Annotated in this window: 11 protein-coding genes, 1 tRNA gene and 1 pseudogene; 3 read left to right on the top strand and 10 right to left on the bottom strand. The window is 61.8% G+C overall.

The features are described 5' to 3' along the window. Positions 1 to 231 precede the first annotated feature (231 nt). From ACXIUA_RS08490 to ACXIUA_RS08470, 5 genes are all read right to left on the bottom strand, one after another. Positions 232 to 304, bottom strand: a tRNA-Ala gene (locus ACXIUA_RS08490). Between the two features lie 63 nt (positions 305 to 367). Then, entirely contained in the window at positions 368 to 1537 is a 1170-nt protein-coding gene (gene sepX, locus ACXIUA_RS08485; protein WP_457976564.1) for a divisome protein SepX/GlpR, read from the bottom strand. 94 nt (positions 1538 to 1631) lie between these two features. Continuing rightward, entirely contained in the window at positions 1632 to 2297 is a 666-nt protein-coding gene (locus ACXIUA_RS08480) for a GNAT family N-acetyltransferase (protein ID WP_336621661.1), read from the bottom strand. 3 nt (positions 2298 to 2300) lie between these two features. Next, complete coding sequence (glp, locus tag ACXIUA_RS08475) at positions 2301 to 3602, bottom strand: molybdotransferase-like divisome protein Glp (RefSeq protein WP_256041773.1); 1302 nt, start codon at positions 3600 to 3602, stop codon at positions 2301 to 2303. Between the two features lie 26 nt (positions 3603 to 3628). Beyond that, complete coding sequence (locus tag ACXIUA_RS08470; RefSeq protein WP_070362819.1) at positions 3629 to 4600, bottom strand: UTP--glucose-1-phosphate uridylyltransferase; 972 nt, start codon at positions 4598 to 4600, stop codon at positions 3629 to 3631. Positions 4601 to 4664: 64 nt separating this feature from the next. Here ACXIUA_RS08470 and ACXIUA_RS08465 point away from each other — a divergent pair, with 64 nt between their 5' ends. Further along, positions 4665 to 5240 carry a 5-formyltetrahydrofolate cyclo-ligase gene (locus ACXIUA_RS08465; protein WP_070479252.1) on the top strand — a complete coding sequence of 192 codons (576 nt, stop codon included), beginning with the start codon at positions 4665 to 4667 and terminating at the stop codon, positions 5238 to 5240. Between the two features lie 215 nt (positions 5241 to 5455). Here ACXIUA_RS08465 and ACXIUA_RS08460 read toward each other — a convergent pair. After that, positions 5456 to 6715, bottom strand: a pseudogene (locus ACXIUA_RS08460) (BCCT family transporter); the annotation flags it as partial. Between the two features lie 117 nt (positions 6716 to 6832). After that, positions 6833 to 7708, bottom strand: a complete 876-nt coding sequence (gene rsmI, locus ACXIUA_RS08455) for a 16S rRNA (cytidine(1402)-2'-O)-methyltransferase (RefSeq protein ID WP_070479269.1) — start codon at positions 7706 to 7708, stop codon at positions 6833 to 6835. 118 nt (positions 7709 to 7826) lie between these two features. On the opposite strand from rsmI, the gene ACXIUA_RS08450 reads away from it, so the two are divergent. Next, positions 7827 to 9383 (top strand): dolichyl-phosphate-mannose--protein mannosyltransferase, encoded by a 1557-nt coding sequence (locus ACXIUA_RS08450; RefSeq protein ID WP_457976565.1) that lies wholly within the window; start codon positions 7827 to 7829, stop codon positions 9381 to 9383. Positions 9384 to 9387: 4 nt separating this feature from the next. Here ACXIUA_RS08450 and ACXIUA_RS08445 read toward each other — a convergent pair whose 3' ends face one another. Together ACXIUA_RS08445 and ACXIUA_RS08440 are read right to left on the bottom strand one after the other, a co-directional pair. Beyond that, entirely contained in the window at positions 9388 to 10056 is a 669-nt protein-coding gene (locus ACXIUA_RS08445; protein WP_457976563.1) for a zf-HC2 domain-containing protein, read from the bottom strand. Continuing rightward, on the bottom strand, positions 10049 to 10456 hold the full coding sequence (locus tag ACXIUA_RS08440) for a DoxX family protein (RefSeq protein WP_070976133.1): 408 nt from the start codon (positions 10454 to 10456) through the stop codon (positions 10049 to 10051). The genes ACXIUA_RS08445 and ACXIUA_RS08440 overlap by 8 nt, the downstream gene beginning before the upstream one ends. A 53-nt stretch (positions 10457 to 10509) precedes the next feature. On the opposite strand from ACXIUA_RS08440, the gene ACXIUA_RS08435 reads away from it, so the two are divergent. Further along, positions 10510 to 11115 (top strand): DNA-3-methyladenine glycosylase I, encoded by a 606-nt coding sequence (locus tag ACXIUA_RS08435; RefSeq protein WP_457976562.1) that lies wholly within the window; start codon positions 10510 to 10512, stop codon positions 11113 to 11115. On the opposite strand, the gene ACXIUA_RS08430 is transcribed toward ACXIUA_RS08435, so the two are convergent. Beyond that, positions 11112 to 11720 (bottom strand): cation transporter, encoded by a 609-nt coding sequence (locus tag ACXIUA_RS08430; protein ID WP_457976561.1) that lies wholly within the window; start codon positions 11718 to 11720, stop codon positions 11112 to 11114. The genes ACXIUA_RS08435 and ACXIUA_RS08430 overlap by 4 nt on opposite strands.

Raw genomic sequence — 11720 nt, 5'->3', positions numbered from 1 at the left:
GAGGTTCTCCTTTTCTTCAACTGTCTTGCGCGTAGCATTCCTGTAGCACTCTAGCGAGGTTGGTTGCTCTGTTCTAAACGTTCCTGAACGTTGGCTGGGCACCGCAATCCACTAGCCCAATCATGCGACCTGGGCTTTTGCCAGCCCGCTTGCCGAAAAACCCGGAATTTGGAGCCAGCACAAACACAACAAAACCCCAGGCCACCAACGACCTGGGGTTTTACGGAATTGTGGAGCTAAGGGGAATCGAACCCCTGACCTTCGCATTGCGAACGCGACGCTCTACCAACTGAGCTATAGCCCCTCGCTGGAGAAGACGTTACTCCTCTTCTCCGCTGATGCTAAATCGTCTGGTTACCCAGGCGATTTAGCTCGCCCGTGGGGCGCGGTTGTCGTCCTCGCCGTATGGGTAGTGGGGAGAATCCGTGTGGTCCTCGAAGATTGCGGAGGATGCTTCGGGGAGGTCGGTGAAGTCGGGGTGGGCGTCGTCAAGGTCGAGTGCTACGGATTCTCCGTATCGACGCGGCCACTCCTGCCTGGGGTGCGTCGAATCTGCAGTGGCGACGCCGAGGCGCGCGCGACGCAGCTGGCGCATGCGTCGGCGATGCAGCGCGCGCTCCTGACGGACGACGCTGCGCAGCACAACCATGAACCAGGCGGTCAGGGCGACGGAGGCCGCAGGCAGGATCCATGTCCAGCCGCCTGCCACGAACGCAATCACAAACGTGACCACACAGGCGATGATGAGGCCCAGGAAGGTGCGCTGACGGCGCATAAAGCGGTCTTCGCGTGCCCGGCGTGCACGGTCTGGGTCCCAGCCGCCACGGCCGCGGCGGGCCTCTGCGAACGCGAGATCTTCGTCGGTGACTGCGACCTCTGCATCTGGACCGTCCTGGTCGTCCTCAGGTTCCTCGGCAGTGAGCTCTTCGGCGTCCATCTCTGCCGTCACGCCAGTGTCGTATCCGAAGTCCGCTGCGGAGTAGTACGAGTCGGGGATGCTTTCGGATTCTGCTGCCGAGGCCTCCGAATCCTCCGCAGCCTCGAGTGCTACCGCATCGGCGTCGCCTGAAGAATCGTCTGAAGCCTCATCCACTTCATCGGCGGACTCAGTCTCAGCCTCAGCGGACTCCGCTTCAACTGCCGCATCCTCGACTGGCTCCGCTTCGATGACCTCTCCCTCAATAACGTTTGAGTCGGTATCTTCTTCGGAGCCAGCGTCTTCCTGGTTCTTCGAGAAGAAGTTTCGGATGACCGCACTGTCATCGATGAGCACTTCGCTGGCAGCTGGCTCGTGTTCGACGGCTTCGACGAGTTCCACGTCCGCAGTGTCTTCGTCGTGCAGGTGCACGTCCGCAGCGGTCACGCGTGGGCGGCGACGAACCTCCATGGGTTCCGTACCACCGGTGTGCAGGACCCTCGTCTCGTCGTACCCTTCGCCGGAGCGGCGAATTGGTTTGTTGTTGCCAAATACGAGTGGTGCCAGCACGATGACCCACACGACGATCATCAAGATAATGATCAAGCTCGGGCTACCCATACAGCGAAGCCACCTTCCTAAAACTACCCTCGAAACTGACCTTTAACGGTAGCGAGCAATCCGCTCTTCCGGCCCGAGCCACGCCGGGGCCGCGTCATCGAATTCGGCCGGAACGCCGCAGCCTGTCTACGGCCGTGGTCGGGTAGTCATCTTCGGTCATTGCGACGAAGTAGTGGTCGCGCCAACGGCCGTCGATATGAATGTTTCCCCGCATGAATCCTTCTTCGCGGAAACCCACGGTCTGCAGGACGTGGCCGCTGGCCGGGTTGTCTGGAAGGTACGTCGCAGTCACGCGGTGCAGGCCCACCCGCGCAAAGGTGTGGTCAACGCCCAAGGCGCACGCGGCCGTGGCGACGCCGCGCCCTTGATACGGGCTGTGCACCCAGTAGCCGATCCAGCACTCGTCGACGGTTCCGCGCTGAATACCGCCGAGGGTCAGTTGGCCGGCAAAGTGGCCGTCGACCTCTATCACCATCGGTACGACGGTGCCATCTGCAGCCATTTCTTTGAGCATCGTCCACTGCCCCGCCCAAGCGCTCTTGGTGTGAGCAGCTTCCCATGTGGAATGGATCGTTGGTTCTACCGGCTGCAACCACTGCTGGTCGAGCAGGCGGGTACGGCACCATTCCCCGCCATCCTGCAAGCGCAGGGGCCGCAGCGTGACGGTTTCTCCACTCGGAAGTCTGACGAACGGGGTGCGTTCGGGCCAACCAGGTGTGGGTCCGTGCAGCCAAGTTTCAATCCTTCGCAGCAGGCCCAACGTCTATCCCCGCTGCTGGAGGAATTCGACGTCCACCACGTCGCCTGGGCGGATCTCCGCGGTGGACTCCGGCAGGCGAATCATGGCGTTGGCTTCCGCGAAGCCTGCGAAGAGGTGGGAGGTTTCGCCACCGGCACCGCCGAGGCCTTCGACTAAGTAGTCGCCGGTCTCCGTGTCTCGCATGAGGCGTGCACGGATGTAACCACGCCGCCCCGGCTGCGAGGTAATTGCCCGCATCGAGCGTGCGCGAACCACCGGGCGCTGCCAAGACTGCTTGCCCAGCGCTTGGCGGATTGCCGGTCGCACGATGGTTTCGGCGATCACGAGCGCGGCCGTCGGATTGGACGGCAGCAGGAAGACCGGCACATGTTCCTCACCCAGCGTGCCGAAACCCTGGACGGACCCGGGGTGCATGGCCACTCGAGTGGTGTCGATTTCCCCGAGGTCATGCAGCACTTCTTGGAGTGTCTGCGCGCCTGAACCACCAACCGCGCCGGTGATCACTATCATCTCGCTGCGCCCAATGTAGCCAGCCAGGATTTCCCGCATTTTCCGCGGTTCAGCGTTCATGATGCCGGCACGGTGTACATCTGCACCCGCTTCTTCGGCGGCAGCGGAAACGACGTAGGAGGCGACGTCGATAACTTGGCCCAAGCCTGGCTCTCGTTCGATGTCAACGAGTTCCATGCCGAAACTCAGCACGGTGACCCTCGGCCGGGGATACACCAGTACTTTTGTGCGCCCAGCAGCGGCTAGCAGCCCAATTTGTGCAGGTCCGAGGACCGTGCGGGGGCGCACTGCGATGTCGCCTGGCTGGATATCAGCCCCCGGCTTGCGTACGAACTCGCCACTTGCAACTGGGCGTTGCGGCGTAACCCGCTTGGTGCCCCGGTCGCTCCATTCCAGTGGCAACACGGCGTCGGCAAGTGTGGGAAGCGGGGCACCTGTTGCAACCCGCACCGCTTGGCGTGGCTGCAGGCGCAACGGCTTCTGGGAACCGGCGGGAACCTCCCCCACCACGGGTAGAGCACGATCGGCGTTGGTGCGTGGGCGCGAATCGCGCTCCGGCTCGCCGTCTTCTTCCGCCTGGCGCGGCTTCACCCGCAGGCCTGCGGATCCTCCGACGTCGACCGCGCGGACGGCGTAGCCGTCGATGGCTGCTTGCGAAAAGCCGGGCAGCGCGCGTGTCGCTACGACTTCCTCGGCGCACATCAGCCCCAGCGCGTCGTCGATCCCCACTCGGATCGGCTCGGGGGTCCGGATTGCGTCGCCAATTATGGCAAGCTGCTCATCAACACCGCGCATCAGCCACGCCTCTTTCTACGCCTTCGTTAGCGTTGTTCATCACCCGTGAGTTCGGGGTGTTCGGCCTCAAAGTCGTTCATGATCTGCTTGAGTGCCGTGTACAGTGCAGGTCCGTACTTCGGGTCGTGCAAACCAAAGTCCACATTAGCGGGAATGTAGCCGCCCGGGTTGCCCAAATCGTGGCGCTTGCCGTGGTGCACCACGATGTGCACTGGATGACCTTCCTGGATCATCAGCTCGATCGCATCGGTCAGTTGCAGCTCCCCGCCCTTGCCCGGCGTGATGCGACGCAGCGCATCAAAAATTGCCCGGTCAAGCAGGTAGCGTCCGGTGGCCACGAGCGTCGACGGCGCGTCTTCCACGGCCGGCTTTTCCACCATGCCCTTCACGCGCTTGACCTCGACGCCCTCAATAGTCTCGTCGACGTCTTCGACATCAAACACGCCGTAGTTAAAGACTTCCTCCGGCGTCACGTTGAACGCACACAGCACGGAGCCGCCGAGCTTCTCGCGGGTGCGCACCATTTTCTCCATCACGCCGGTGGGAAGCACAAGGTCATCTGGCAGCATGACGGCGACAACGTCCTCGTTTTCGTCGAGGGCAGATTCCGCGCAGCTCACCGCGTGGCCAAGGCCCAACGGCTTCTCCTGCGTCACGGCGACTGCATTAATAAGGTCCGCGGCGCGGGCGACCTTCTTCACTTGGTCGTCTTTCCCGCGCGCCGCGAGGGTCTCGCGCAGCAGTTCGAACTCGCCGAAGTGGCGCATGATTTCTTCTTTTGCCGGAGCTGTCACGATCACCAATCGGCGAGCGCCGAGCTCTGCCGCTTCCTCGGCAATCAGCTCGATACCGGGTGTATCCACCACGGGCAGGAGTTCCTTAGGAACAGTCTTCGTAGCTGGCAAAAACCGTGTACCCATGCCAGCTGCCGGCACCACGACGGTCTTCACGCCACGCGACGCAGGCTGCTGGGAGGTTTCTTCATTAGACTTCCGCATAAAGATCTACTTTACCTCTGTATGGCCCGACTACCGTTTCCGACTCGTGAGGAGGCTCCCCCACTTGCACACCAAGCAAACTATCCGCGAAGCACACACTACTTTTCGACGCCACCTCGCCAGCAAACCCGACGAAAAGCGTCAACGCGACGCCAGCATTCTCCAGCACACGCTCGAGGCTCTCGATCACTTCGGCGCCGTGGGCAGTGAAATCAGCGCCTACCACCCGCTGCGCACGGAACCCGCTGCCGCTGACTACCCGCTGCAGCTCGCCCAACACGCAAGAACGGTGTGGCTGCCGATTTCGCTTCCTGGCGGTGTGCTGCAATGGGCCGCGTGCACCGAAGAACAGCAGCCGGGCGCGCTTGGCATCGCGGAGCCAGTCGGTTCCCGGTTCTCCAGCGAAGTGCTCAAAGGTTGCGCTGCGCTGGTGATCCCGGCGCTCGCCGTGGACCGCCGCGGGCAACGTTTGGGTAAGGGCGCCGGCTATTACGACCGGGCGCTTGAGCAGGTCCGCGACCACCGCATCCCTATTGTTGCGGTGGTGTTTGACGAAGAAGTCGTCGACACGCTGCCAGCGCAACCTCACGATGTGCCCGTCGATGCAATCGTGACAGACCGCGGATTTTTCCAACTCTAGGGAACCTTCCGGGCCACACCCGCGTCTAAAGACGCATGAAGCCCGCCTCATTCCTTCGCGACCTCCGCATGCCCGGCTACCACCGCACCGTCACAGTGCGCCGCACGATCGCCGTCGTGTTACTGCTGGTAGCAGGCGCAAGCATACTTTTCGACGCCCGCTCCGCCGACCCACCCGCTGTTGTCTTCGCCCGCGACGTTGAGGCCGGCACGGCCTGCCGGGATCAGCATGACACCGAGGCAGAACTCGCGGATGGTGCGGCCACGGGAAATACGTGCCAGGAAGGTACCAACGAATGGTGACCAGGAAATCCACCATGCCCAGTAGAAGATGGTCCAACCGGACAGGAAGTCTCCTGCTTCACCGTTCTGGTTCTCAGCGGTACGGCCAGCCATCTCAAAGAACTGGGACAGGTATGCGCCGACGCCCGTCGGCAAGAAGTTCAGGGTGCTGACGGTTGGGCCGAAGACGAACACGAAAATAGCCAGCAACGCAGCAATCGCCATATTGAAGTTCGACAGCCACTGGATCCCCTTGCCGACGCCCGACATCGCGGACAGCAGGAATGCAAGAGTCAGGACGGACACGATGCCGACCGTCAGCTTCGTCGACGGCGAATCCACAAAGCCGGAAGCGTTCAGGCCCGAGCTAATCTGCATCGCGCCCAAGCCCAGCGAACATGCGGTACCGAAAATCGTTGCAAAAATTGCAAAACCATCAATGAGCTTGCCCCAGAAACCGTTCACGCCCTTTTCACCAATCAGCGGGATGAAGGCGCTAGAGAGCAGTTGCTTGCGGCCGAGGCGGAACGTCGAGTACGCGATCGCAAGGCCCAAGATCGCGTAAATCGCCCATGGGTGCAGGCTCCAGTGGAACATTGTCTGCGCGAGCGCAGTGCCCACTTCGTGTGGCTGGTGGCCAGGGACACCATCGCGGTACATCGCCAGCGGCTCAGACGCACCGTAGAACATCAGACCAATGCCCATGCCTGCCGCGAACATCATCGCAATCCATGACGACGTTCTAAACTCCGGTTGTTCGTCCGACTTGCCCAGGCGGATCGTACCGAAGTTCGAAAACGCGATTACCAAGACAAAGAACACAAAAATCGTGCCGAAGAGCACGAACGCCCAGCCAAGGTTGTTAATCACCCAGCTGAAGGACGTATCAGCAAAGCTCGAGAAACTATCTGTTGCTAACAGGCCCCAAGCGACGACGGCCGCCACCACGACGAGAAGCGGAACAACGATGCTCCAGTCAATCTTCGCGTTCTCGTCCTCCGCAGCAAGCTCAACCTGCTCCTCTGCGTCGACCGATTCTTTACGCTCCCCGCGCCGCTCTGCAACGATGAGCTCGGCAAGCTCGCTCGTCGCAGACGGTGCGGCAATTTCGGTTTCATCGGAATTTATCTGTTCAGTACTCCGAGTTTCTGCATCAGGATCATGCGGATCCTGGGTCAGGTCTCCCTGAGACATGAAAAATTCTCCTCAATTCCATAGAAAATAAGAAAGCTTTAGCAGGTTAACTGAATTCGGCTGCTATATCTAATCCAATTCGTCCACGTAGTGCCCATTTTCAGCCAAAAAGTCTGACTATTCCGCGCTGCGAGCTTCCTGAGCGAGGTCATATAATTCGCCCGATTTCACCCCGTGCTGCTTCGCGATAGTCTTCACTGCATCCTTCATCCGCATACCCCCGCTTACCAGCTCTAAGACTAGTTCCACGAGGTCTTCGGGCTCCGCTGTTGCGGCGTCACCGCCCTCGATGACAACGGTGACTTCTCCCCTCACTCCGTCCTTGGCCCACTCGGCGAGTTCACCAAGGGTTGCGCGCTTTACTTCTTCGTACGTTTTTGTCAGTTCGCGGCACACCGCTGCACGTCGATCGCGGCCGAGGACCGAAGCGGCGTCGGCAAGCGTCTGTGCCAGTCGGTGCGGTGATTCGAAGAAGCACACGGCGCGCGGTTGGTGCACAAGCTCCTTGAGCCAGGCTTCCCGCGCGCCTGCCTTGCGTGGAGCAAAGCCATCGAAGATGAAGTGCCCTACATGCAGGCCCGAGAGCGCAAGCGCCGTCGTGACAGCAGAGGGACCAGGCAGGCAAGTCACGGGGACGCCGGCATCGTGTGCCGCTGCAACGAGTGAAAGGCCGGGGTCGGACACAATCGGCATGCCGGCGTCCGTCACCACGAGCACAACGCCATTGCGAGCAGCCACGAGCAACTCGTCCCGCCGCTGCTCTTCGTTGTGGTCAAAATTCGAGATGATCTTCCCACGCGGTTCCACCCCCAAGGCTGCCGCTAGCGCGCGGGTGCGCCGCGTATCCTCCGCCGCAATCACGTCTGCGTTCGCGAGTGCGTGCTGAAGCCGCTGCGAGGCGTCATCAATATTGCCGAGCGGCGTAGCGGCCAGCACTACCCCACGTGTTGGAAACTGGTGTTGCAACGTCGCTTGAGTGTCTGCACTATCCATGCAATAGATACTAGGTGCAGCTACAGATAATGCGGCGAACACAGTAGTATCCATTCACGTGAATACCAATGCGCCCATCGATACCGTCCAGAGTGAAGCGTCGCCAACGCCCGCGTTGATGAAGCCTGGCAGGCCACAGCCGGGAGCACCAGTCAGTGTGCCATGGCATCGCAGGGACACCGTGACGCTGGCGGTACTGACGGTCCTCGCGCTGTTCACGCGCTTCCTCGGGCTGGTGCAGCCGACGTCTTCTGGCACCCCGGTCTTCGATGAGAAGCACTACGTGCCGCAGGGCTGGGACATGGTGCGCAGCTCCTTTAACCCAGTGCTGGGCGGCATCGAGTCCAACCCCGGTTATGGGCTGGTGGTGCACCCGCCGCTGGGCAAGCAGCTCCTCGCGCTTGGTGAAACCGTCTTCGGCTACACCCCGATGGGTTGGCGCATCATGACGGCGCTCTTTGGTACCGCAGTAATCGTGTTCACGTTCCTGCTCGCTCGCCGCGTGAGCCAGTCGACGTCGATCGCAGCCATCGCAGGCGTCATCGCGCTTTTCGACGGCGTCCTGCTGGTCGCAGCCAAATTTGGCATGCTGGACATCTTCCAGGTGCTGTTCATCGTCGCCGCCGCGTGGACGCTCGCAGGTGACATGCGCCAGGTACACCAGCGTTGGCACGACGCCTGGCTGTCAGGTGCTGTGCAGTCCTCGGGTCCGTACGGGCCGCGCCTCGGGTTCCGCTGGTGGCGCTTCGCTACCGGTGTGTTGCTCGGACTCGCACTGGGCGTGAAGTGGTCGGGGTTGTATTACATCGCGTTCTACGGCCTGATGTCTGCGTTTTGGGATCTGTGGCTGCGAAAGCGTTATGGCGTCGAGAAGCCGCTGGCTGGCGCACTGTTGCGCGACGTACCTTCCGCCCTCGCCTCGATCGTGCTGCTGCCTGCGCTCCTCTATATCTGGTCGTGGCGCGCATGGTTCGCCTCTGAGACTTCTGTGTACCGCCACTCCCTGGCGGATGGCACGATCGCAGGATCCGACTGGCCATGGCTGGCCAACCTGCCGGATGCCGCTGCTGGATGGCTGTACTACCACTTCTCCGTGCTTGAGTTCCACGGCTCCCTCACGAGCTCTAGCGGGCACTCGCACCCATGGGACTCCAAGCCGTGGGCGTGGCTCGTCGCAGCACGCCCGATCCTCTACTACTCCTCCACCGACATCGAGTGCGGCGACGGCAACACCTGCCGCGAAATGATTTCGCTGTTCGGCACCCCGGCGATCTGGTGGCTCACCATCCCGGTGTTGCTGTGGGCAGCGTGGGTCTGGATTACCCGACGCGACTTCCGCGTCATCGTGCCAGTCATCGGCTTCGCCGCAGGCTTCCTGCCGTGGCTCGCGGCGTTCGACCGCCAGATGTACTTCTTCTACGCCACCGCGCTCATTCCGTTTACCGCAGTGCTGCTCGCGCTGGCGCTCGGCAACATCGCGAAGAAGGGCACGCTACGGGAACCTAAGTGGCTGGTGAAACTGACGGGCGCCCCGATTCGCACCGGCCAAATCATCGTGGTTGTCTACCTCGCCGTTGTGGCAGCAAGCTTCGTCTACTGGGGCCCGATCCTGTACGGCCTTCGCGTCACCGACGGCTACTACGAGTCCCTCATGTGGTTCCCGAGCTGGAAGTAGTTCGCTAGAGGCCGGACGGGTCTGCGTTGAGCAAGTGCCACGCGCGGCGCATGGACACGCCTTTGTCCGCGATCCACGTCCAGGCGAGCGCCAACAACGCGATTCCCGGAGCGATGACCGTCATCGGTGCCACTGCTCCGATACGCTGCACAGCATCAAGCACCGCAAACCCCAGGGTAAACGTGAACATCGTCCCCACGATCAGCACAATGCCGGGAATCTGGGCAGGTTTCCAGGACGCGAGCCCCAACGACAAACCCACGCCGAAGCGGACCGCAACCCCCATCAGCGTGGCTGCGGCGACCTCGGGAGTCTGCGCCAACGCCTCGCCCACACCGACGACCCCAACGATGGCCCACACAATCCAGCACACCGCGATCGCACACAGCGCGGCCCTGCCAATCATCACGTTGACTTGGCGGCGCTGCATCATCGCGTGCCACGGGTCGTTGACCCCGGCGAGGATCGCGTCAGCGAGGTCGCTCGGAGGAGCCACATTGCCGTCAACCTCTGCAAAGCGCACCGTCTGCGACAAGGAAAGCGCCTGCTCCCAAAACGCGGCGCACTCCTCGCACTGCGCCAGGTGGGCGTCCACGATGGCGTCGTCAAGCGATGGTTGCTCCCCGTCGAGCCGCGCGGACAGGCAGGCCTGAATCTCGTCATGGCTAATCACGTGTGAGCACCCCGTCCAAGCTTGCGCGCCCCGGCCCGAACACGATGACCACGAACAACGCCGCGGCGAGCACCATCGTGTATTCAATACCGCCATCGGCAATGAAGAAACCGTTGCTCAAATGCACGAAGTAGGTTGCCGCCACCGCCAACAATGCAAGTACCGACGCGACGATCGTAGTCAGCAGACCAATGACGAGGAACGCTCCCCCAACCAGCTCAACGAATCCCGCCAGGTACGCCGACAGCGTCGGCTGAGGCACCCCAATCGCCGCAAAGTCCTCCGCAGTGCGCCGCATTCCCAGCTCAAACCAGCGCTGGTACCCACGCGCAACAAACACGATCCCGAGCACCGCGCGGATGACTAAGAGCGCAAAATCTCGAACTGCTGGCCTGTTCATGCACACTAGAGTACTCAAGGAACCGAACCAGACAGAAAAACGTCAAACTACGTATGGATAAAGAAACGAAGCAACAATTCCCAATCACCGGCGACGACGGACTCAGCCGCCCGCCCTGGGCCGCACACGATCCGCTCCTACGCCACTACTACGACACCGAATGGGGCATGCCCATCCGCGACGAGGCCGGAATGCTCGAGCGCCTCTGCCTCGAGGGGTTCCAAGTCGGATTGTCGTGGAAGCTCATTCTGCAAAAGCGCGACGCCCTACGCGAAGCCTTCCACGGGTTCGACCCCGACGTCCTCGCACGGATGGACTCAATCGAGCACCTTCTTGACGACGCCTCCCTGATTCGCAACCGGCGCAAACTCCAGGCGGTGCTCACCAACGCTGCCGCTACCCGCGAAATGCGCGAAACCGGCACGGATCTTGCAACCTTTATCTGGTCCTACCAGCCAGAAACCACACCTACACCCCGCACGATGGCGGAGGTTCCAACCCAGTCTGAGGAGTCACGCCGCCTCGCGCGTGACCTGAAGAAGCGCGGCTTCACCTTCGTCGGCCCCGTCACGATGTACGCGCTCATGGAATCCACCGGCATCATCGACACGAACTTGGTCGGCACGCACCGGCGAGGAGCCTCAGGGGTGTGGAGCTAGTCGTCATCCATCTCTGCGAAGGCTTCCTCCACCGTGTCGTACTCCTCGCGGGACGCCTCCCAAACTTCCTTCGCAGCTGAGAAGTTCACCGCTGCGATGATGGCGCCAACGATGATGTCGAACCAGGCGGTGGACCACACGAACGTCAGCAATCCGGCCGCAATGATGAGCAGGTTCGCCAGCGCGTCGTTGCGCGCCGCCAGCCACGCCCCCGTCGCCAACGACGACCCCTGGTCCCGTAGCCTCAGCAGAATCACCGCGCACACGACATTCACCACGAGCGCACCAACCGCGACCCCCGTAAGGCCCTCCGGCGATGGCGGCTCCGGGTCCAGCACCTTCGCAACAACGGTCACCACCGCCGCGACCGCCGGAATCAGAATCAACGCCGCCAACACACTACCCGCCGTACGACGCCGCGATGCAGACCAAGCGACCGCGAAGAACACCAGGAAGTTAATCGCCGTGTCCTCCAGGAAGTCCGCCGAATCCGCAAACAACGACGCCGACCCAATCGAAACAGCCGCCACAAACTCAACGAAGAAGTACGCCAAGTTCAGCAGCGCAACCACCAGTACTGCTCGGCGGATCCGTTCTGTAGCCAC

The sequence above is a fragment of the Corynebacterium sp. UMB8791 genome (assembly GCF_054166365.1).
This window is presented reverse-complemented; position numbering and strand designations above follow the sequence as displayed.

What these genes read in the sequence shown, in the direction of transcription:
- ACXIUA_RS08450 (WP_457976565.1), top strand. Translation starts at nt 7,827, where the DNA reads ATGAAGCCTGGCAGGCCACAGCCGGGAGCACCAGTCAGTGTGCCATGG.
- ACXIUA_RS08470 (WP_070362819.1), bottom strand. Translation starts at nt 4,600, where the DNA reads ATGCGGAAGTCTAATGAAGAAACCTCCCAGCAGCCTGCGTCGCGTGGC.
- sepX (WP_457976564.1), bottom strand. Translation starts at nt 1,537, where the DNA reads ATGGGTAGCCCGAGCTTGATCATTATCTTGATGATCGTCGTGTGGGTC.
- ACXIUA_RS08440 (WP_070976133.1), bottom strand. Translation starts at nt 10,456, where the DNA reads ATGAACAGGCCAGCAGTTCGAGATTTTGCGCTCTTAGTCATCCGCGCG.
- glp (WP_256041773.1), bottom strand. Translation starts at nt 3,602, where the DNA reads ATGCGCGGTGTTGATGAGCAGCTTGCCATAATTGGCGACGCAATCCGG.
- ACXIUA_RS08435 (WP_457976562.1), top strand. Translation starts at nt 10,510, where the DNA reads ATGGATAAAGAAACGAAGCAACAATTCCCAATCACCGGCGACGACGGA.
- rsmI (WP_070479269.1), bottom strand. Translation starts at nt 7,708, where the DNA reads ATGGATAGTGCAGACACTCAAGCGACGTTGCAACACCAGTTTCCAACA.